Source organism: Phenylobacterium sp. (assembly GCF_035309685.1).
Taxonomy (GTDB): Bacteria; Pseudomonadota; Alphaproteobacteria; order Caulobacterales; family Caulobacteraceae; genus Phenylobacterium.
Genome location: NZ_DATGEX010000015.1, coordinates 63,908 through 83,180 on the forward strand (window position 1 = coordinate 63,908; position 19,273 = coordinate 83,180).

A 19,273-nucleotide genomic window follows, 5' to 3' on the forward strand; every position below is an offset into this window, starting at 1 on the left:
GAGGGGCCGTCTTCGTTCGCGCCACAGGACAGACCTGCCCCGCACGTGCAGAAATGGCCGGAGCGGTGGTCTCGCTGGCGCGTTTCGGTGTAAGAGGCCTGCTCTCCGGCCCGGCTTCCCGCGCGCCGCCTGTCCTCTCCGACGAAAGACCCGACCCATGGCGCGCAAGCCCAACTATCCCTTCGAGCGCATGGAGCGCGAGCGGCAAAAGGCGGCCAAGGTCGCTGAGAAGGCCCGCGCCAAGGCCGAGGCCCGCGAACGCGCCCGCCTCGACGCCGGCGGCGCGCCGGCCGCGGATTCGTCCGACGACGAGCAGGCCTGACCCGTGGCCGACGGCGCGATCTATAACCACGAAACCGTGACGCTCGACGGCGAGCACTTCTCGTCCTGCGAATTCCGCGACTGCCGCCTGGTCTATTCCGGGGGCGAGCCACCGGTCTTCCAGGACTGCCGCATCGAGGACTGCGACTGGAAGGTCGAGGACGCGGCGGCCAATACGCTGGCGTTCCTGAAGGCCGTCTGGGGCGCGGGCGGTAAGGCCCCGGTGCAGGGCATGATCAAGGAAATCACCGGCGGCGGCGGCAAGTAGCCGCCTAGTGCCCCGGCGGTCCGCCGGCCGCCATCATGGCGGCGAATTCCTCGCGGGAGTTGACCTTCGGCGTGCCGCCCTCCGGGACCGGCACGCCAAGGAAGTCGCAGAGCGGACCCCAGCCGTCGGACACGTGATAAACCAGTAGGCGATCGGCCGGGATGGTCTCCCGGACCTCGGCGTTGTGTTTGCGGTAGGCCGCGATGACCTTGTCCCTATCGTTCTTCTGGCCGTCGAACAGCTGGTAGATGGCCTTGCCCATCATCCGCATCATCGGGTTGCCCGGGTCCGGCGGTCCGCGGTCCATGAAGATCGTCGCCTGGGTTGAGGCGAACCACTGGTCCTCGTTCCGTTCGGTGTGGACGATCTTGGCGTCTGGATAGGCGTCGGCCAGCTCCTTGTAGTAGGTGGCGTTGGGCCAATCGACGGTGGCGTTGTAGCCGGCGAAGATACGCCCCCAATCGGCATGCGCCGGGTCGTCGGCGGCCTCCGACCACCAGTCGAACGCGGTCGGGTTCTTGAACACCTCGACCATGTGATAGCAGGGCCCAAGGCCGATCTGCTCCAGCGCCAACTTCAGGGACATGGTCCCCGTGCGGCCAAAGCCCGATCCGATCACCTTCAACGTCATGCGCAGGCCTCCCGAACAGCGACGAGCTTGGCCTTAAAGACGGCCGGACCTCAAGAGCTTCCCAGAAAAGGTTCAAGCCGACCCCTGTTCTGCTGAATTGACTTCGCGCCCGGGTCTTGCGCCTTTGTCCGCCGCCAAGAGGGAGACGCTTTGATGGCCAGATACGACAGCATCCTGGGAACCGTGGGGAATACGCCGGTGGTGCGGATCAACCGGCTCGCGCCGGCCGGCGTGAACCTCTTCGTCAAGGTCGAGGCGTTCAACCCGCTGGGTTCGGTCAAGGACCGCCTGGCGCTGGGTGTGATCGAGGCGGCGGAGAAATCCGGCGAGCTGAAGCCCGGCCAGACGGTGATCGAGGCGACCAGCGGCAACACCGGCATTGGGCTGGCCATGGTCTGCGCGGCCAAGGGCTATCCGCTGGTGGTGGTGATGGCCGACTCGTTCTCGGTGGAGCGGCGCCGGCTGATGCGCTTCCTGGGCGCCAAGGTGCTGCTCAGCCCGGCCGCGCACCGCGCCACCGGCATGGTCGAGAAGACCGCCGAGCTCGCCAGGACCCACGGCTGGTTCATGACCCGCCAGTTCGAGAACGAGGCCAACGCCGACTACCATTCCAAAACCACCGCGCCGGAGATCCTCAAGGACTTCGAGGCTGACGGGCTCGACTATTGGGTGACCGGTTATGGCACCGGCGGGACCCTGAAGGGCGTTGCGCGCGTGCTGCGCGAGAAGAGCCCAAAGACCAAGGTCATCGTCTGCGAACCCTCCGACGCCGCCCTGGTCGCCAGCGGCGAGCCGCAGGCCTACAACCCCGACGGCACGCCGGCCGCCGGCCACCCGGCCTGGAAGCCCCACCCGATGCAGGGCTGGACGCCGGACTTCATCGGCAAGCTGACCGGGGACGCGGCGCACGATCACCTAATCGACCAGCTGCTGGCCATCCCGGGGCCCGAGGCGATGCGGCTGAGCCAAGAGCTGGCCAAGCAGGAGGGCATCTTCTGCGGCATCACCTCCGGCGCCACCTTCGCCGGGGCCCTGAAGATCGCCGCCGAGGCGCCGAAGGGCGCCAACATCCTGGCCATGCTGCCCGACACGGGCGAGCGCTATCTCTCCACGCCGCTGTTCGCCGACACGCCCGCCGAGATGACCGAGGAAGAGCTGGCGATCTTCAAGTCCAGCCCGATGTTCGCCGACTAGGTCACCGGAAGACGTAGATGCCGCCGGCGCCCGACGCCGGCGCTTCGGAAAGGCCGCGGATTTCCAGCCGCGCGCGGCGCGCGCCGCAGAGGCAGCGCAGGCGGGTCTCCAGGCTGGCGGTGGCCTGCCGCGCCAGGCCCTGGCCGACCCAGGACTTGGGATCGATCGGCGCCTCGCGTCCGCAACGGCACACCGCCCACAGGCTGGAACGCGCCGCCAGCGCCTGATTCAAGCGCGGCCAGGCGGGCCAGGTCTCAAAGCTGCTGCGAAAGGGTGCGCCGTCTGCCATGTCCGTTCTCCGCGAAAAAGAACAAAAACAGAACTCTGGGAATCGCGCGAGTCCCCAGAAGCTGTGTTCGTCCCAAGGTGCAACCGCTGATGCCCCATTCGCCCGACCGGGCTTTCGCTCGGCGGTTCAAAACCCTAGATAGGCCGCTGAGGTGGGGCGGGCGTTATGGCGTCCTTATGTGATGGGGCGGCCCGGCGGGCGAAATCGCGGACAAGCATGCGTATCATCTGCGATTTCGACGGCACGATAACCCGTCAGGACGGCACGGACCTGGTGCTGGAGGCGCTGGCGGCGCCGCAATGGCGCGTGCTGCAGGACGAGTGGACCGCCGGACGCCTGCTGGGCGCGGACTGCATGGTCGGCCAGGTGGCCCTGATCGGCGGCTCCGACGCAGACCTCGACGCGACTCTGGACACCGTCGAACTGGACCCCGATTTCGCGGACTTCGTCGCCTGGTGCGAGGGGCTGGACTTTCCGATCAGCATCGTCAGCGACGGCGTCGACCGCTTCATCGGCCGCATCCTCAGCCGTCACGGGCTGGACCGTCTGCCGGTCACCGCCAACCGCCTGGCCGGCGGGCCCGGCGCGCGGCGGCTGGAACTGCCCTGGCGGCGCAGCGACTGCGCGGCGGGGTCGGGCGTCTGCAAGTGCGCCGCGGCCGCCGTCGGCCAGGCGGCCAACGTGCCCACCGTCTACATCGGCGATGGCCGCTCCGATTTCTGCGTCTCGTCCGGCGCCGACATCCTGTTCGCCAAGGGCGCGCTCGCCGAGCATGCCGCGACCCGTGGTCGCCCCTATTATCCGTTTGTCACATTTGCCGACGTCCGGCGTAGGCTGGCCTCGCTTATGGCCGCCGATACGGCCGAGCCAGGCCGCCAGACGACCCATCCCTCCGGAGCTTCCTGATGTACGACGCCGCCGCCCCGCTGACCGAAGCCGAGCTTCGGCAACTCGACGCGCAATATTGCTCGTGGGGGGACACCGTCCACTACGTCGACCAGCCGAAGTTCTTCGAGAGCTGCGAGGGGTCGTACATGTTCGACGCCGAGGGCCGGCCCTACCTCGATCTGCAGATGTGGTACTCGACGGTCAACTTCGGATACGCCAACCCGCGCCTGAACGCCGCCGCCCACGCCCAGCTGAACCGGCTGCCGCAGGTCGCCTCCTCGCACCTCCACCGCGAGAAGATCGAACTCGCCGCGCTCATCGCCCGCGACGTGGAGGCCAAGTTCGGGCGCAAGGGCCGGGTGCACTTCAACGTCGGCGGAGCCCAGGCCATCGACGACAGCCTGAAGATCGTGCGCAATTCCGCGGGCGGCCGGACGCGGATGTTCTCGTTCCAGGGCGGCTATCACGGCCGCACGCTCGGCGCGTCGACGATCACCTCGTCCTACCGCTACCGCCGCCGCTTCGGCCACTTCGGCGACACCGCCCACTTCATCGAGTTCCCCTACGCCTTCCGCGGGCCGAAGGGCATGAACAAGGAGGAGTATGGCGAGAAGATCGTCGCCGACTTCGCCCGCCTGTTCGAGAGCGACTTCCACGCCGTCTATGACGTGAAGGCGCAGCAGTCCGAGTTCGCCGCCCTCTACGCCGAGCCGATCCAGGGCACCGGCGGCTATGTGATCCCGCCGCTCAACTTCTTCAAAGGCATCAAGAAGGTCCTCGACCAGTACGGCGTGATGCTGGTGGTCGACGAGGTGCAGATGGGCATGTACCGGACCGGCAAGCTGTGGGCGATCGAGCACTTCGGGGTGCAGCCCGACGTCATGGTGTTCGGCAAGTCGGTGACCAACGGCCTTAATCCGCTGGCCGGCGTCTGGGCGCGCGACGAGCTGATCAATCCCACGGTCTTCCCGCCCGGCTCGACGCACTCGACCTTCAACGCCAACCCGATGGGCACGGCCGTGGCGCTGGAGACCCTGCGCATGGCCACGCAGGGGGACTACGAGCGGACGGTGCCGGAGAAGGGCGCCTATTTCCTGGAAGGCCTGAAGGAGCTGCAGCGCCGCTGGCCGCAGGTGGGCGACGTGGACGGCCTGGGCCTCGCGCTCCGCTGCGAGCTCTGCCAGGCCGACGGCTTCACGCCAGACAAGGCGCTGATGGACCGTATGGTCGCCGAGGGGCTGAAGGGCGACTTGGACGTCGACGGCAAGCCCATGGGCCTGATCCTCAACGTCGGCGGCTACTACAAGAACGTCATCACGCTGGCGCCTTCGCTGGAGATCACCAAGGACGAGATCGACCTGGCGCTGAAGCTGATCGACATGCTGCTCGCCCGCTGCGTGGCAGCCTGAGCCGCCAAGCGATGCGCGCGGCGCTCCTGCATCTCGACGCGGCCCTGACCGCTCAGGACGCGCTCGCCGCCCAGGTGGTGGGTGGCGGCGGGCGGGACGTGGACGCCCGCGACCTGGGGCCGGCGCTTCGGCTCTGGAGCCGCCCGCAGGCGCTGGACGCGCTCGCCGAGCGCCTGCGCCGCGACCTGCCGGCCAGCGCCGGCCCGGCGCTGGTGTTCTCGGGCTCCGGCGACTTTCACCACGTGAGTCCGATCCTCCTGCGCCGCGCCATCGAGGCGGCCGGCTGTGAGGCGGTGACCGTCCTGCACTTCGACAACCACCCCGACTGGGTGCGGTTCGTGGGCGGCGTCCATTGCGGGTCGTGGGTCGGTCAGGCCGCGCGCCTGCCGGGCGTCGCCAAGGTGATCACCGCCGGCGTCTGCAGCCCGGACATCCGCAAGCCCAGCCCGCGCCGCGCCGACCTCGAGCTGCTGACCGAGGAGCGGCTGGAACTCTACGCCTACCGCAGCCCGGACGGCGCGGCCTCGGTCGAGCTCTGCGGCCAGAGCTGGCCGACGATAGCGGCGATGGGCGAGGCGACCTTCGCCGCCTTTCTGGCCGACCGGATCGCCACCGACGCCATCTACATCACCATCGACAAGGACGTGCTGCGCGCCGACGCGGCGGCCACCAACTGGGACCAGGGCCAGACCAGCCTGGAATTCCTGAAGGCGCTGATCGGGCCGCTGCTGGCCAGCCACACCTTGATCGGGGCCGACGTGGTCGGCGACTGGTCGCCCGCGGTCTATGGCGGCGGGCCGATCGCGCAGCTCTTGAAGCGCGGCGAAGCGATGCTCGATCAGCCCTGGTCGAAGCCGGCGCCGGAGGCTTGCGCCGCCAACGAGGATGTCAACCTGCAGCTTTTCGACCTGATCGCCGGGGGCGCGCCATGAACGCCTTGGGAAACACGCCCGGAAGCACGCTCCGGCGCGCGCCCTACAAGCTTCCCGGCAAGGACCGCAGCTTCCGCATCCGCGGCGAGGGCAGGAAGGGCGTCCTCCTGATTCACGGCCTGACCGGCGCGCCCAGCGAGATGAAGTCGGTGGGCCGGGTGCTGCACCGCCGGGGCTTCAGCCTCTACGCCCCGATGCTGGCCGGGCATGGCGGCACGGAGGCCGATCTCCTGAAGACGGACTGGCGCGACTGGGTCGAGAGCGCCAAGGCGGCTTATCTCGAGTTCGCCCAGGAGGTGGACGAGGTCTATGTGGCCGGGATCTGCGCCGGCGGGGCCATCGGCCTGGAGCTCTGCGCGGCCTTCCCCGAGATCAAGGGCGCCGCGGCCTATTCGATGCTGTTCGAATACGACGGCTGGAACATGCCCAAGATCACGCTCGGCGCCCCGGTGATCCAGGCGGTGGCCAATCTGCCGGGTCTGCGCGCCTTAAGCTTCACCCAGCCGCACCCTTACGGCTTCAAGGACGAGCGCCTGCGGGGCCTGGCGGAGAATGCGCTCGACGCGCTGATCCCCGGCGCGCTCGCCCGCATGCCGATGGGCTGCATGTACCAGCTCTACCGTCTGGCGCGGCACGTGGAACGGGTGGCGCCGACCATCAAGGCGCCGGTGCTGATCGTGCACGCGGCCGAGGACGACATGGCCAATCCGCGCAACGCCCACCGGCTGAAGGCTGCGCTCGGCGGGCCCGCCGAGGTCGTGCTGCTCGAGGACAGCTACCACATGGTCCATGTGGACCGGGAGCATGTGCGGACCGGTGAACTGACCGCGAGCTTCTTCGGCGCGCCGTTGGCGGCGGCGGCGGCCGGCGAGGCCCGCGCCGCCGTCGTCAATGCCTGAGAGGGGGCCCAAGACCGGCCCCGAGATCGGCGTCGTCGACAGCCTGGCCGCCGTCGACAGGGCGCAGTGGGACGCCCTCTTCGCCCAGACCCTGGAGGGCTATGACTATCTTCTCGCGGTCGAGCGCGCGGGCCTGGAAGGGTTCCGCTGGCGCTATGTGCTGGCGAGCGAGGATGGCGTCCTGATCGCCGCCGTCCCGGCCTTCCTCACCGACTACGCGGTCGAAACCACCCTCACCGGCCCCGGCAAGCGGGCGATCGAGGCCACGCGCCGCGTGCTGCCGGGTTTCCTGACGCTGGGCCTGGCCTGTCTAGGGTCGCCGTGCACGACGACCGCGAGCCTGGGCCTCGCGCCACAGGTCGCGCAGGCCGACCGGCCGGCCCTGCTCCGCGCCCTGCTCGCCGCTTTCGAGGCCGATGCGCGGGCCAACGGCTGTGGCCTGTTCGCCTCCAAGGACGTGGTGGCGGACGACAAGCCCCTGTGGGACGCGGCTGCGCGGCCGCTGGGCTACCGCCCGATGGCCAGCCTGCCGATCGCCGGCCTCGACATCGATTTCCCGGACATGGACGCCTATTTCGCCCGCCTCAGCTACTCCGCGCGCAAGGACATGCGCCGCAAGCTGCGCGTCCTGGACGGCCTGCGGATCGAGGTGCGCGCCGACGCGGACCCATTCGCCGACCGACTGATGGCCCTCTACGAACAGACCCGCGCGCGGGCCGAGATGTCGTTCGAGCACCTGACCGCCGGCTACTTCCTGGGCGTTCCACGCCAGATGCCGGGCCGCGCCTTCTGGGTGCTCTACTTCGAGGGCGAGGACCTGCTGGCGGCCAACCTGCTGGTGCAGGACGAGACCACCCTGCTCGACAAATACTTCCTGATGGACGCGGCGCGCGGCCGCGCGCTGAACCTCTATTTCGTGAGCTGGTTCACCAATCTCCGCCTGTGTCTGGAACGCGGCCTCAAGCACTACCGATCCGGTCAGGCGGCCTATGAGAACAAGCTGCGGCTTGGCAGCAATCTCACCCGAACTTCGATCTATTTCCGCCATCGAAATCCGGTCTTTAACGCGGTGATGCAGCTGTTCGCACCCCTGTTCGCCGCTGACCCAACGGCAGGCGAAATTACATGAACACGGACAATGTAACACGCCTGGGCCCTTGCCTTGAGGCTTGGCGCGGGCCACCTGAGGCTGTAACCCTCCCGCGGCGTCCGGAGGGGTGTGGCGGACGGTTTGGCGACCCCGCGAAGGTAATGGAAAAAGCGTTGGCATGGCTCAGGTGATCCCCAGCGACGATGAGCTGTTCGACGTGATCTCCAAGGAGGCGTTGATCGACCGCGCGACGCTGACGCGCGAAGCCAATCTGGAAGATCTAGGCATCGCCTCACTCGACGTGATCAGCGTGCTGTTCGAGGTCGAGGAGCGGTTTGGCATCCTGGTCGAGGCCGAGGAACTGACCGACTGCAAGACGCTCGGCCAACTGATGGACAAGGTGAAGGCCAAGGCCCAAACCGCGGCCTCCGCCTAACGCAAGGACGCCCGTGAACCGCATCGCTGTCACCGGGTTGGGCGCGATCTCGGCGCTCGGAGCTTCCCTGGAAGACAACTGGCAGGCCGCGGTCGCGGGCCAGAGCGGCATCGCCCGCTGCATCATGGGTGACAGCGAATACGGGCCCGGCGGGCTGGAGCTGCCGATGGCGCGTGTCGCGGACGGCTATGAGGCGGCGCTGGACGCGAAGTTCGGCCGGCCGGTGGCGGCGGGCCTCGACCCCTTCGCGCGGTTCATCCTGGCGCCGGCGTTGGAGGCGCTGGAACAATCTGGCCTGCGGGGCCACGAGGTCCTGAACGAGCGCACGGCGGTGATTTTCGGTCACGGCCTGGGCGGCTTGGCGACCCTCGAGGCGGGCTACGAGCGGTTCTTCGGCATGAAGTCAGCGCGCATGCATCCCTCGACCGTGCCGCGGGTGATGCTGAGCGCCGGCGTCAGCGCGGTCGCCATGGCCTTCGAGATTCGCGGGCCGGTGTTCGCCACCTCCAGCGCCTGCGCCTCTTCGGCGCATGCCATCGCGCAGGGCGCAGCGATGATCGCCATCGGCCAGGTCGATTGCGCCTTGGTCGGCGGCAGCGAGGCGGTCTCAACGGCTGGCTCCGTGCGCGCCTGGGAAGCCATCAAGGCCATGTCGCCGGTCACCTGCCGCCCGTTCTCCGCCGACCGCGACGGCATGGTGCTGGGCGAGGGTGGCGCGGTCATGGTGCTGGAGGCCTGGGACCACGCCACGGCGCGGGGCGCGACCATTCTGGGTGAACTGGTCGGCTGGGGCATGTCGTCGGACGCCTTCCACATCACCCAGCCCTCGCCGGAGGGACAGGCCCGCGCCATGCGCCAGGCGGCCACGCAGGCCGGCGCGCTGAACCGCGACGACATCCTGATCTCCGCTCACGGCACCGGCACGCCGCTGAACGACGCCGCTGAGACCCAGTCCCTGGTAGACGTCTTCGGAGAGGCCGCGCGCAAGTTGCCGGTGATCGCCACCAAATCGGCCCACGGTCACCTGATCGGCGGCTCGGCGGCCCTGCAGGCGGCCATCGGCCTGCGCGCGCTCGCCGAAGGCCTCGCCCCACCGATCCAGAACTTCACCGCCCGCGACCCGGCCTGCGACCTCGACCTGGTGGTCGGCGAGGCGCGGAAGATCGGCTCGAAGCTGCTGCTGCAGAACGCCTTCGCCTTCGGCGGCCTGAACGTGGCGCTGATGTTCGCCGGCGCTGAGGACTAGCGCGCGGCGGTCTCGGCCTCGGCGGCCGCCTTGACGATGCGGTCGGCGATTTCCATCCGCTGCTGCGAGCCGCTTTCGCGCGGATTGACTAGGTAGAGCGCCTTCAGGAGGTTCAGGTCATAGGCGGTCACCGTTTCCGGCGGGTCTTCCTGGCAGGCGTCGGCCATCAGGTTGAGGATGGTCAGGATCACCGAGTTGCAGCGCTCCAGCCCCTGCCAGCGGGCGAGCGCCAGGAAGGCGATATAGTCCGCCACCGGCCCGATCTTGGCGTTGGAGACCTTATTGCGGTCGCCGATGATCAGGGCGAAAGCGATATCGCTCGACAGCTCTGCGCCGAGCCGCGAGCCGGCGGTCCCGTGCAGGCTGTCGCCGCCCAAGACTGATCCGCCGCCGAACATGGCGGTCCTCGGAGCGATATCGCCCTGCAGGCCAGCGTGGGCGAAGTCGAGATAGTTGCGCCCGCGTGGGTCGCGGGTGCGGGTCACGTACCAGGACTGGATGGGGCGATCGAATGTGGTCAGCTTCTTGAACTGCGCCTGGTAGTGGAACCCCAGCACCTCCTCGCGCTTGCGCCCGATGTTGGTCAGCAGGCGCTGCGGCTGGTCGGTGAAGATCACCTGGACGTTGGGCGTGCAGGCCCAGAAGGTCGAGACCGGCGCGTTCACCTCCCTGGCCAGCTTGATGATGCGCTCGCGGATGAAGCTGTTGAACGAATCCGGCATCCCCTGAACGGCGACACAGATCGGTTCGCGGAAGCGGGCGTACTGGCCGGTGGACGGGCTCTCGGGCATCCGCTGGCGGACGAACTCCGAGGCGTTGCTGATCACAGGCGGCGGCTTCTTGGCGACGACGGTGACGCCGGCCAGGTTGGCCGCGGTCGCTTTCGGGTCGGTGGCCGGCGCCGAGGCCTTGGCGCCGGGCGCGCCGGCGGCGAGAACCGTCAGGGCCGTCAGGGCCGTCATGGCCGCCAGGGCCCTCAGTCCGAAACGCCGCGTCATTCGCCCCCGCGCCTCCGCCAGCCGATGTAACAGGCTAGCACGCCTGTGACGCTTGGCGAGGATCGGGCTCAGGCCACCGCCTGCCAGAGGAAGACCAGGCCGCCGGCCATCACCGCGCCGCCGCCCGCGCGGATCGCGTAGCCGCCCCAGCGCCAGCGGTGCAGCAGGCCGATGACGATGCCGCAGACGTGCAGCAGGCCCGTCGCGAGTACGAAGCCCGCGCTATAGAGCAGCGGATTGTGGCCGGGCGGCATCTCCGCGCCGTGGGCGTGGCCGTGGAACAGGCCGAAGATCCCGACGATCGCCGCGACGAGCCAGAGCGGTGCGCGGAACTGGCTGAGCACCGCGGCGCCCAGCACCACGCCGGAGAGCGCGATGCCGATCTCGGCGCCCGGCAGCGGCACGCCGATCAGGCCCAGGAATCCGCCAAACGCCATGACCAGCGGAAAGGTCAGCGGCAGCACCCAGATCGCCGGCCGGCCGAGTTGGGCGCCCCACATGCCCACCGCCACCATGGCGATGATGTGATCCAGCCCCGACACCGGATGCAGGAAGCCGCTGACAAAGCCGATCGCCTCGCCCTTGACGATGTGCGCCTGGGCCGCGCCGGGCAGGAGCAGCAGGCCAAGCAGGAGCGCCGCGATGGCCGGGCGCCGCAGGGCGGGAGACAGGTTGGATCGCGTCATCGGGCGGCGAGGTTAGTCAAACATCCGCGGGGCGGCCATGGACCGCGTTGCATCGTTCCGCACAGAGGAAAACGCGGGGGCGCCGCGCGGCGCCGTTAGCGGGCTGTGAACGGTTTGCGTGTAAATTTCGCGCACAGGTAGTTTTTTACGTGCGGCGCGCACCCAATGACGTCCTCACCTCAGACCTCGCGCGCGCAGCGCGGCCCCGGACTCCTCGCTTCCTTCGCGGAGGCCGCGCGCCGGCTGTTGGAACAGCCCTCGGGGGCGCGGCCCCTGGGCGGTCTCGGACGCGCGGGGAGCGCCGACAAGGCCGCGGCCGAGGTGATGGTCCCGGTCTGCGCCTTCCAGATGGTGGGCCTGAGCGAGGTGCAGGCGAACCTCGCCCAACGCTGGCCCGAACTGGCCGAGAAGGTTCACGCCACCGCCCAGGCGATCATCGCCCGCCATCTGGTGCGCGGCGACGTCTTCGAGCGGCGCGGCGACGACGGCTATCTGGTGCTGTTCGCCACGCTCGGCGCCAAGGAGGCGGAGTTCAAGAGCCGGGTGATCGCCCGCGAGATCGCCCAGCGCCTGCTGGGCGAAGGCGAGGGCGCCGAGCGCCTGGAGGTCACCGCGCGCTGCGCTGAGGTCTCGGCCGACGCCCTGGCGAGCGGGGATTGCGAGATCGCCGTCGACATGGCGTTGGCCCAGGCGACCAACGCGCCGCTGGACGCGCCCGGCGCTGCTGTGGCCCCGCCGCAGGCAGTCGTCGCCTCCGCGACCGCTGTGAGCATGGTCCGCAGCTACAGCCCGGTCTGGGACACCGAGCAGATGACCTTGCTGCGGTTCCGGGGTTACATCCCGCGCGAGCCGCCGGGCGCGATGGAGGACCGCGCCCGGGAGGCGGCGGCTTTCCAGCAGGACCTCGCCGTGGTTCGGGCCGTGGCCGGAGATCTGCAGGTGCTCGCCCGCCAGAACCGCCGCCTGCCGACGACCATCGCCATCGACCACGCGAGCCTTGGCGTCACCAGCCAGCGCGCCAGCCTGCGCCATGCGCTGTCGAATATCCCAGCCTCGCTGCGCAAGTTCGTGACCCTGGAGATCTGCGGGCCGCAGGAGGCGTTCTGGACCTATGGCTGCAAGGCGTTCCTGGAGATGACCAAGCCGCTCGGCGTCGGCGTCTCGGCCCTGGTCCCGCTGGAGCAGACCCATCTGATCCCGGCGTCGGGGACGCTGAAGGTGGTCGCCACGGACCTGAGCGACATGGACGGGCGCGAGGCCCAGGCGCTGGCCATGCTGGCCGCCTTCGCGAGCGTCGCCCGCGCGCAGGGCCTGGACGCCTGCGCCTATGGCCTGAATTCCCGTGCGCTGGTGCTGGGCGCGGTCGGGGCGGGGTTCCGCTATCTGGCCGGCTCGGCCATCCACCCGGACGTTGGTGCGCTCGCCAGCGCGCTGCGGTTCGAGCCCTCGGACCTCTACGCCGATATGACCCGGTCGCCGCCGCCGGCGCGGTGACGACTGGCGAGGCAGGCGTCCACCGCCGCCAGCAGCTCGGCTTGACGGATCGGCTTGGCCAGCGTCTGGGTCGCGCCCAGCCGCGCCGCCAGCGACAGGAACAGTTCGCCGCCGCGGCTGCCGCCGCCCGACATGGCGATGATCGGCAGGTCGGGCGCGGCCGCGCGCATCTCGCCGATGGTCTCCACGCCCTCGCGGTTGGGCATGATGATGTCGGTGATCACCAGGTCCGGCGTGTTGACCCGGAAGAGCTCCATGGCCTTGGCTCCGTCCTCGGCCTCCGCGACCTCGTGACCCGCCCGCTGCAGGATCGCCCGCAGGGTCGTGCGGAGCATCTGTTCGTCATCGACCACCAAGATAAACGCCATCACAGGTCTCCAGGGAATTCGGCCTAGCGCCCGCGCCCGGCCGCGGGGGCGACCTGGGCGTGGGCTTTGTTGATCGGGGGTTCTTCGCTCAGGGATTGCGGTGTCGAGGCCAGGGCCTCGCGCAGCTTGGCCGCCAGGTCCGCGACCCGGTAGGGCTTGCTGATCATCAGGTCGGCGCCGGTCACCCGGTTGTTGTTGGCGGTGGCCGCGCTGGTGAAACCGGTGGTGAACAGCGCCTTCAGGTCCGGGTGGTCGCGCCGCGCGGCCTGCACCATCTCGATGCCGGTCATGCCGCCGGGCATGACGATGTCGCTGAACACCAGATCGACGCCGTGGTCGAGGCTGAGCGTCTCCAGGCCGGCGGCGCCGCTGTCGGCCTCCGCCACCTGATAGCCCAGGTCGGTGAGCTGGCGCACGGCGACCCGGCGCACGTCGGGATTGTCTTCCACGATCAGGATGCGTTCGCCCTTGCCGCGCACCGGGCCCTTGGCCGCGACAGGGGCCGCGGCGACCGCCTCCAGGCAGCGCGGCAGATACAGCCGCACCGTCGTGCCGTGCCCGACCTCGCTGTAGATGCGCAGCTGGCCGCCGGACTGTTTGGCGAAGCCGTAGATCATGCTGAGGCCCAGCCCCGAGCCCTTGCCGACGCCCTTGGTGGTGAAGAACGGCTCGATGACCTTGGCCAGCACCTCGGGCGGCATGCCGTGGCCGGTGTCGGAGACGGCGACGACGGCGTAGTCGCCGGGCGGCAGCTCCGGGTTGTCGGGATCGATGGTGGCGTTGCCGGTCTCCACCGTCAGCACCCCGCCGTCGGGCATGGCGTCGCGGGCGTTGATCACCAGGTTCAGCAGCGAGGATTCCATCTGGGCGCGGTCGAGCTTGGCGCTCCAGGTGTCCGACGAGGCCACCAGCTTGACCACGACGTTCTCGCCCAGCGTGCGCCGCCACAGGGGCGCCATGCCGCTCACCAGTTCGTTCAGGTCGACGGTCTTGGGGTCCAGGGGCTGGCGGCGCGAGAAGGCCAGTAGCTGCTGGGTGAGTTCCGAGCCCTTGAGCGCGGCCTGCAGCGCGGTCTCGGCAAACTCCTTCTCCAGCGAGTCCTCGGCGAGGTCGGTGGCGATGAGGTCGAGGTTGCCGATGATGATGGCCAACAGGTTGTTGAAGTCGTGGGCCAGGCCGCCGGTGAGTTGACCCACCGATTCCATCTTCTGCGCCTGACGCAGCTGGGCCATGGCCGCCTCGCGCTCGGTGACGTCCTGGCAGAAACCGGCGACGCCCAGCCGCACACCCGCCGCGTCGAACTCCGGCCGGCCTTCCACCCAACAGACCCGTGTCTCGCCGTCGGGGCGGAGCACCTGCAGGCTGAAGGTGAAGGGCTCGGCCGCCGAAGCGTCCAGCACGGCGCGTAGCCGGGCCTGGCTCTCTTCGTCGAGCCGTTCCATGACCTTCTCGACCGACGGCGGTCCGTCCGCGGCGTCGAAGCCGAAGATGCCGTCGAGCTCCGGCGACCAGTCCAGGTGCGGTGCGCCAGACGTCTTGCGCCAGGAGCCGATCTTGGCGATCCGCTGGGTTTCCTTGAGCGCGGCCTCAGCCTGGGTGACGCCGGCCAGGGTGGCCATCAACTCGCGCCAGGCGGCGGAAAGCTGTTGGCGGGCCGACCAGAACTCCACGCCCAGCATGGTGATAACGAAGATGGAGGTCACGACCCGCAGCATGTCGCCCGCCTGCCAGGCCGTGCGCGCCAAGCCGAACCCCACGAGACCCAGGATGCCCGCCCAGGGGATGAGGCTGAACGCCAGGATGACCGGGGAGCGGTAGTGGCGCATCAACACATGCACCAGGGCGGCGCTGATGATCGCGAAGCCGAACAGGCGCTCGCCGGGCCCGCCGCCCTTGCCGACGATGAGGATGAAGGTGGCGAGCGCGAAGAGGGTGGTGACCACGATCCGCATGACCGCCGCGTACCGCGCGGTCGCCCGCGCGCCGGCCGGCGCGCGTTCGGCCCGGGCCAGCAGCCAATCTTCCAGCAGGGCGGCGGCGGCGGTGGCGAGCGCCCAGCCCAGCACGATCGGCCGGGGGACCATGAGCAGGCCCGTCAGGCTGATCATCGCTATGGTGACGGCCTGGACGATGAGGTTGCGCGGCCCGTGGAACGCCGAGGTCGCCGTGCGCCGGCGCGCGGCCAGCACCCGCGAGATCTGTGTCGCAGCGTCGGCCATGGCGGCGAGCCTCCTCAAGCGCACCGAGTCCTGCGTCCGCGGAGAACATCTGGCGCGAATTGGCGCGCTCAGGGCCGCCCGCGGGTCATGCTCAGCGCGTCCCGGGCGAAGGTTGCAGCCTAGAGGTGAGTTTTTTATGAAGAACTTATGCGGTTGACGTTTGGCTGTTCGGGCTCGGCGCGCCCTAGGGGTTGAGGTTGAGGAGCGCCGGGTCGCCGCCCTGGGCGGCGATGTTGACGCTGAGCGCGCGTTCGACCGCATAGCGCAGCAGCGCATTGGGGCCGCCGGCCTTGGGGCCGGTGCCGGAGAGGCCCTCGCCGCCGAAGGGCTGCACGCCGACCACCGCGCCGATCATCGAGCGGTTGACGTAGGCGTTGCCGGCCGGGACCGCGGCGCGGACCTGCTCGGCGAAGGCCTCGATGCGGGAATGCACGCCGAGCGTCAGGCCATAGCCGGCGGCCGCCAAGGGCGCAGCGGCGGACGCGAGGTCGTTCGCGTCATAGCGCACCACGTGCAGGATCGGCCCGAACACTTCCTTTTGCAGGAAGGCGGCGGAGGGGATTTCCGCCAGGACGGGCCCGAAGAAGTGGCCACCGGCCGGAGCCTTGAGTTCGTGCAGCACCTTGGCTTCCTCGCCCAGCCGCGTGCGATGCTTGGCGAGCGCGCCGCGGGCGTCCTCGTCGATCACCGGGCCGATGTCGGTGCGCGGGTCGGCCGGATCGCCCAGCACCAGGGCGTCCATGGCGCCGGCCAGGCCTTCGATCAGGGCGTCGGCGGTATCGTGCGGGACGAACAGCATGCGCAGCGCCGAGCAGCGCTGGCCGGAGGATCCAAACGCCGAGGCGATCACGTCGTCGATCACCTGTTCGCGCAGCGCCGTGGTGTCCACGAACATGGCGTTCAGGCCGCCGGTCTCGGCGATGAACGGGACGATGGGACCATTGCGGGCGGCCAGCGTCCGGTTGATCGCCCAGGCGGTCTCGGTGCCGCCGGTGAAGGCGACGCCGGCGCAGGTCGGGTGTGCGACCAGGGCCTGGCCAACGGTCGCGCCATCGCCGGGCAGCAAGTGCAGGAGGTTGGGATCGAGCCCGGCGGCGTGGAACAGGCGCACGGCGGCGGCGGCGATCAGGGGGGTCTGCTCGGCGGGCTTGGCCAGAACCGCGTTGCCGGCGGCGAGCGCCGCGGCGATCTGGCCGGTGAAGATCGCCAGCGGGAAGTTCCAGGGGCTGATGCAGGCAAAGACGCCACGCCCATGCAGCGACAGCTGGTTGGTCTCGCCGACCGGCCCTTTCAGGGTCTCCGGCGCCCCGAACTGGCGCTCGGCCAGCGCCGCGTAGTAGCGGCAGAAGTCGGCGGCCTCGCGCACCTCGGCGACGCCGTCGGCGAGCGTCTTGCCCGCCTCGGCGGCGCAGATGGCGATCAGCCGCTCGCGGTGCGCTTCCAGGGCGTCGGCCATGGCGCGCAGGACCGGCGCGCGGCCCTCGCCGCCCAGGTCGTTCCAGACGGGCTGCGCCCTGGCCGCGGCGGCGTAGGCGGCGTCCACGTCGGCGGTCGTCGCGTCGATGGCCGTTCCGACGGTCTTGGTCAGATCGGCGGGCGACAGGCGCGAGGCGACGATCCCCTTCGACCAAACGCCGCCGACGATGGGCCCGGCTTCGAGCGGCGGCAGGTCGGCGATGGCGGCGGCCAGCGCCTCGCGGGTCTCGGCGATGGAGAGGTCCATGCCCTGCGAGTTCTTCCGCGTCGCGCCATAGAGGTCGACCGGCAGGGGGATGCGCGGGTGCGGCGCGCCGCCGGCGGCTTCGACTGTGGAGATGGGGTCGGAGACCACCTTCTCGACCGGGGTCTTTTCGTCGAGCAGGGCGTGGACGAAGGAGGTGTTGGCGCCGTTCTCCAGCAGGCGCCGCACCAGGTAGGGCAGTAGGTCCTCGTGGCTGCCGACCGGGGCGTAGACCCGCAACGGGAAGTCGCCGTAGCGGTCGCGCGCGCCGGCGTAGAGCGCCTCGCCCATGCCGTGCAGCCGCTGGAACTCGGGCGACAGGCCGGCCTGGCGCGCCATGACGCGCACGGCGGCGAGCGTGTGGGCGTTGTGGGTGGCGAACTGGCCGTAGAGCGCCGGCGCGGCCGACAGAAGCGCGCGGGCGCAGACCAGGTAGGAAAGGTCGGTGGCGGCCTTGGTCGTGTAGACCGGATAGCCCGGCAGGCCGGCCACCTGGGCGCGCTTGATCTCGCTGTCCCAATAGGCGCCTTTCACCAGGCGAACCATCAGCCGGCGGCCACTGGCGCGGGCGATGCCGGCCACCGCCTCGATCGTCTGGGGTCCGCGCTTCTGGTAGGCCTGGACGGCCAGGCCCAGGCCCGTCCAGCTGCCCAGCTCCGGCTCATTGGCCAGGCGCTCTAGCAGCTCCAGCGAGATCACCAGCCGGTCGGCCTCCTCGGCGTCGAGGGTCAGGTTGATGTTGGCCTCGGCCGCCAGGACGGCGAGCCGCTTGATGCGCGGATAGAGCTCGCCCCAGACCCGTTCCGGCTGGCGCGCCTCGTAGCGCGGCGAGAGCGCCGAGAGTTTCACCGAGACGCCATGGCCGGCTTCCGGGCCCAGAGGGCCTTGGGGCGAACCCGCGTGCTTGCCGACGACCTTGAGCGCCGCGGCGTAGGCGGCCTCGTAGCGGTCGGCGTCGGCCTCGGTGCGCGCGCCCTCGCCCAGCATGTCGAAGGAGCAGGTAAAGCCGTCCTGCGCCGCGCGCTTGATGGCCTTTTGGATGGTGGCCCCCAGGACGAACTGCTCGCCCATGATCTTCACCGCGGCGCCCACGGCGCGGCGGATCACCGGCTCGCCGAGCCGGCCCGCAAGCCGGCGGATGAAGCCCGGCAGGTCGGCGCCGGCTTCCTCGTCCGGGTCGATCAGCTTGCCGGTGAGCATCAGGCTCCAGGTCGAGGCGTTGACCAGCAGGCTGTCGGAGGCGCCGGCGTGGCTCGCCCAGTCGGCAGACGCGATCTTCTCGGCGATCAGCTTGTCGCGGGTCTCCTCGTCCGGCGTGCGCAGCAGGGCTTCGGCCAGGCACATCAGCGCCAGGCCCTCGCGGGTCGACAGGCTGAACTCCTGCAGGAAGCTCTCGACGACGCCCTGGCGGCGCGCGCCGCGGCGGGCCGAGCGGACCAGCGCGGTGGCCTCGTCCAGCACCGAGCGGCGGTCCTCGAGGCTCAGCGGCTTGGCGGCCAGCGCCGCGGCGACGGCCTGACGCTCGTCCGTGAATTTTGCTGAATCGAGCTGATCGAAGGGCATAGCCGGATCTCCGCGAGAGTGGCTTCGGTCTACGACCCCATTCGTCGAATGTGCTACGAGATTATGCGGCATATGTCGGATGATTCACGGTCAGGAGCTCAATATGTCGAACATTGATCGGTTGGATGACATCGACCGCCGGCTGCTGCGCCTGCTGCAGGCGGAAGGGCGGATCTCCAATCAGGAGCTTGCCGAGCGCTGTCACCTGTCGCCCTCGGCCTGCTCGGACCGCGTGCGCCGGCTGCGTGAGAGCGGCTTCATCCGCGGCTTCTCCGCGGTGCTGGATCCGCAGAAGGTGGACCGCGCCCTGCTGATCTTCGTCGAGGTGGTGCTGGACCGCACGACCGGCGATGTGTTCGACGCCTTCGCCGCCGCCGCCCGGCGCGCGCCGGACGTGCTGGAGTGCCACATGGTGGCCGGCGGCTTCGACTACCTGATCAAGGCCCGGGTGAAGGACATGGCGGCGTACCGGACCTTCCTTGGCGACGTTTTGGTGCAGATGCCCGGCGTGCGCGAGACGCGCACCTACGCCGTCCTCGAAGAAGTGAAGTCGACAGGGCAGCTGCCGGTCTAGACACGAGAACCGGCGGCGCGCGTGGCCCTCGACGCCGGGGCGGGACTC

General features: G+C 69.8%; 19 protein-coding genes. 12 read left to right on the forward strand and 7 right to left on the reverse strand.

The window, feature by feature from the left end:
* Positions 1 to 157 precede the first annotated feature (157 nt).
* Both VKQ35_RS04160 and VKQ35_RS04165 read left to right on the forward strand, forming a co-directional pair.
* The gene (locus tag VKQ35_RS04160; protein ID WP_324358824.1) at positions 158 to 322 is read left to right on the forward strand and encodes a hypothetical protein; all 165 of its coding nucleotides are present in this window, start codon (positions 158 to 160) and stop codon (positions 320 to 322) included.
* Between the two features lie 3 nt (positions 323 to 325).
* Positions 326 to 589, forward strand: a complete 264-nt coding sequence (locus VKQ35_RS04165) for a hypothetical protein (protein WP_324358826.1) — start codon at positions 326 to 328, stop codon at positions 587 to 589.
* Between the two features lie 4 nt (positions 590 to 593).
* Here the strand turns inward: VKQ35_RS04165 and VKQ35_RS04170 are convergent, their stop codons facing one another.
* On the reverse strand, positions 594 to 1,220 hold the full coding sequence (locus tag VKQ35_RS04170) for a sulfotransferase family protein (RefSeq protein ID WP_324358828.1): 627 nt from the start codon (positions 1,218 to 1,220) through the stop codon (positions 594 to 596).
* Positions 1,221 to 1,373: 153 nt separating this feature from the next.
* Between VKQ35_RS04170 and VKQ35_RS04175 the strand changes: the two genes are divergently transcribed.
* The gene (locus tag VKQ35_RS04175; RefSeq protein ID WP_324358830.1) at positions 1,374 to 2,414 is read left to right on the forward strand and encodes a PLP-dependent cysteine synthase family protein; all 1,041 of its coding nucleotides are present in this window, start codon (positions 1,374 to 1,376) and stop codon (positions 2,412 to 2,414) included.
* A 1-nt stretch (position 2,415) separates the two neighbouring features.
* On the opposite strand, the gene VKQ35_RS04180 is transcribed toward VKQ35_RS04175, so the two are convergent.
* Positions 2,416 to 2,703: a hypothetical protein gene (locus VKQ35_RS04180; protein ID WP_324358833.1), complete on the reverse strand. Its 288-nt coding sequence runs from the start codon at positions 2,701 to 2,703 to the stop codon at positions 2,416 to 2,418.
* Between the two features lie 216 nt (positions 2,704 to 2,919).
* Between VKQ35_RS04180 and VKQ35_RS04185 the strand changes: the two genes are divergently transcribed.
* The 7 genes from VKQ35_RS04185 to VKQ35_RS04215 all read left to right on the forward strand — a co-directional run bounded on the left by VKQ35_RS04185 (position 2,920) and on the right by VKQ35_RS04215 (position 9,603).
* On the forward strand, positions 2,920 to 3,609 hold the full coding sequence (locus VKQ35_RS04185) for an MtnX-like HAD-IB family phosphatase (RefSeq protein ID WP_324358834.1): 690 nt from the start codon (positions 2,920 to 2,922) through the stop codon (positions 3,607 to 3,609).
* Positions 3,609 to 5,000 (forward strand): aspartate aminotransferase family protein, encoded by a 1,392-nt coding sequence (locus tag VKQ35_RS04190; protein WP_324358836.1) that lies wholly within the window; start codon positions 3,609 to 3,611, stop codon positions 4,998 to 5,000. Before VKQ35_RS04185 ends, VKQ35_RS04190 begins: the two co-directional genes overlap by 1 nt.
* Before the next feature lie 11 nt (positions 5,001 to 5,011).
* Positions 5,012 to 5,932 (forward strand): arginase family protein, encoded by a 921-nt coding sequence (locus VKQ35_RS04195; RefSeq protein ID WP_324358838.1) that lies wholly within the window; start codon positions 5,012 to 5,014, stop codon positions 5,930 to 5,932.
* Positions 5,929 to 6,831, forward strand: a complete 903-nt coding sequence (locus VKQ35_RS04200) for an alpha/beta hydrolase (protein ID WP_324358840.1) — start codon at positions 5,929 to 5,931, stop codon at positions 6,829 to 6,831. Before VKQ35_RS04195 ends, VKQ35_RS04200 begins: the two co-directional genes overlap by 4 nt.
* Positions 6,824 to 7,960, forward strand: coding sequence for a peptidogalycan biosysnthesis protein (locus VKQ35_RS04205; RefSeq protein WP_324358842.1), 1,137 nt, complete (start codon positions 6,824 to 6,826; stop codon positions 7,958 to 7,960). Before VKQ35_RS04200 ends, VKQ35_RS04205 begins: the two co-directional genes overlap by 8 nt.
* 139 nt (positions 7,961 to 8,099) lie before the next feature.
* A complete protein-coding gene (locus tag VKQ35_RS04210; protein ID WP_324358844.1) occupies positions 8,100 to 8,357 on the forward strand; it encodes an acyl carrier protein in 258 nt (85 codons plus the stop codon).
* A gap of 13 nt (positions 8,358 to 8,370) precedes the next feature.
* Positions 8,371 to 9,603, forward strand: a complete 1,233-nt coding sequence (locus VKQ35_RS04215) for a beta-ketoacyl-[acyl-carrier-protein] synthase family protein (RefSeq protein ID WP_324358846.1) — start codon at positions 8,371 to 8,373, stop codon at positions 9,601 to 9,603.
* Here VKQ35_RS04215 and VKQ35_RS04220 read toward each other — a convergent pair.
* Both VKQ35_RS04220 and VKQ35_RS04225 read right to left on the reverse strand, forming a co-directional pair.
* Complete coding sequence (locus VKQ35_RS04220; protein ID WP_324358848.1) at positions 9,600 to 10,601, reverse strand: hypothetical protein; 1,002 nt, start codon at positions 10,599 to 10,601, stop codon at positions 9,600 to 9,602. The genes VKQ35_RS04215 and VKQ35_RS04220 overlap by 4 nt on opposite strands.
* A gap of 68 nt (positions 10,602 to 10,669) precedes the next feature.
* Positions 10,670 to 11,287, reverse strand: a complete 618-nt coding sequence (locus tag VKQ35_RS04225) for a HupE/UreJ family protein (RefSeq protein ID WP_324358850.1) — start codon at positions 11,285 to 11,287, stop codon at positions 10,670 to 10,672.
* A gap of 246 nt (positions 11,288 to 11,533) precedes the next feature.
* Between VKQ35_RS04225 and VKQ35_RS04230 the strand changes: the two genes are divergently transcribed.
* The gene (locus VKQ35_RS04230; protein WP_324358852.1) at positions 11,534 to 12,781 is read left to right on the forward strand and encodes a hypothetical protein; all 1,248 of its coding nucleotides are present in this window, start codon (positions 11,534 to 11,536) and stop codon (positions 12,779 to 12,781) included.
* On the opposite strand, the gene VKQ35_RS04235 is transcribed toward VKQ35_RS04230, so the two are convergent.
* From VKQ35_RS04235 to putA, 3 genes are all read right to left on the reverse strand, one after another.
* Positions 12,742 to 13,149: a response regulator gene (locus VKQ35_RS04235; protein ID WP_324358854.1), complete on the reverse strand. Its 408-nt coding sequence runs from the start codon at positions 13,147 to 13,149 to the stop codon at positions 12,742 to 12,744. The genes VKQ35_RS04230 and VKQ35_RS04235 overlap by 40 nt on opposite strands.
* Before the next feature lie 23 nt (positions 13,150 to 13,172).
* Positions 13,173 to 15,368, reverse strand: a complete 2,196-nt coding sequence (locus tag VKQ35_RS04240) for a response regulator (protein ID WP_324358856.1) — start codon at positions 15,366 to 15,368, stop codon at positions 13,173 to 13,175.
* A gap of 184 nt (positions 15,369 to 15,552) precedes the next feature.
* A complete protein-coding gene (putA, locus tag VKQ35_RS04245; RefSeq protein ID WP_324358858.1) occupies positions 15,553 to 18,651 on the reverse strand; it encodes a bifunctional proline dehydrogenase/L-glutamate gamma-semialdehyde dehydrogenase PutA in 3,099 nt (1,032 codons plus the stop codon).
* 103 nt (positions 18,652 to 18,754) lie between these two features.
* Between putA and VKQ35_RS04250 the strand changes: the two genes are divergently transcribed.
* Complete coding sequence (locus VKQ35_RS04250; protein ID WP_324358860.1) at positions 18,755 to 19,225, forward strand: Lrp/AsnC ligand binding domain-containing protein; 471 nt, start codon at positions 18,755 to 18,757, stop codon at positions 19,223 to 19,225.
* The last annotated feature ends 48 nt before the right edge of the window (positions 19,226 to 19,273 follow it).

What these genes read in the sequence shown, in the direction of transcription:
- VKQ35_RS04180 (WP_324358833.1), bottom strand. Translation starts at nt 2,703, where the DNA reads ATGGCAGACGGCGCACCCTTTCGCAGCAGCTTTGAGACCTGGCCCGCC.
- VKQ35_RS04210 (WP_324358844.1), top strand. Translation starts at nt 8,100, where the DNA reads ATGGCTCAGGTGATCCCCAGCGACGATGAGCTGTTCGACGTGATCTCC.
- VKQ35_RS04250 (WP_324358860.1), top strand. Translation starts at nt 18,755, where the DNA reads ATGTCGAACATTGATCGGTTGGATGACATCGACCGCCGGCTGCTGCGC.
- VKQ35_RS04225 (WP_324358850.1), bottom strand. Translation starts at nt 11,287, where the DNA reads ATGACGCGATCCAACCTGTCTCCCGCCCTGCGGCGCCCGGCCATCGCG.
- VKQ35_RS04185 (WP_324358834.1), top strand. Translation starts at nt 2,920, where the DNA reads ATGCGTATCATCTGCGATTTCGACGGCACGATAACCCGTCAGGACGGC.
- VKQ35_RS04195 (WP_324358838.1), top strand. Translation starts at nt 5,012, where the DNA reads ATGCGCGCGGCGCTCCTGCATCTCGACGCGGCCCTGACCGCTCAGGAC.
- VKQ35_RS04235 (WP_324358854.1), bottom strand. Translation starts at nt 13,149, where the DNA reads ATGGCGTTTATCTTGGTGGTCGATGACGAACAGATGCTCCGCACGACC.
- putA (WP_324358858.1), bottom strand. Translation starts at nt 18,651, where the DNA reads ATGCCCTTCGATCAGCTCGATTCAGCAAAATTCACGGACGAGCGTCAG.
- VKQ35_RS04175 (WP_324358830.1), top strand. Translation starts at nt 1,374, where the DNA reads ATGGCCAGATACGACAGCATCCTGGGAACCGTGGGGAATACGCCGGTG.
- VKQ35_RS04200 (WP_324358840.1), top strand. Translation starts at nt 5,929, where the DNA reads ATGAACGCCTTGGGAAACACGCCCGGAAGCACGCTCCGGCGCGCGCCC.
- VKQ35_RS04170 (WP_324358828.1), bottom strand. Translation starts at nt 1,220, where the DNA reads ATGACGTTGAAGGTGATCGGATCGGGCTTTGGCCGCACGGGGACCATG.
- VKQ35_RS04240 (WP_324358856.1), bottom strand. Translation starts at nt 15,368, where the DNA reads ATGGCCGACGCTGCGACACAGATCTCGCGGGTGCTGGCCGCGCGCCGG.
- VKQ35_RS04190 (WP_324358836.1), top strand. Translation starts at nt 3,609, where the DNA reads ATGTACGACGCCGCCGCCCCGCTGACCGAAGCCGAGCTTCGGCAACTC.
- VKQ35_RS04220 (WP_324358848.1), bottom strand. Translation starts at nt 10,601, where the DNA reads ATGACGCGGCGTTTCGGACTGAGGGCCCTGGCGGCCATGACGGCCCTG.
- VKQ35_RS04160 (WP_324358824.1), top strand. Translation starts at nt 158, where the DNA reads ATGGCGCGCAAGCCCAACTATCCCTTCGAGCGCATGGAGCGCGAGCGG.
- VKQ35_RS04205 (WP_324358842.1), top strand. Translation starts at nt 6,824, where the DNA reads ATGCCTGAGAGGGGGCCCAAGACCGGCCCCGAGATCGGCGTCGTCGAC.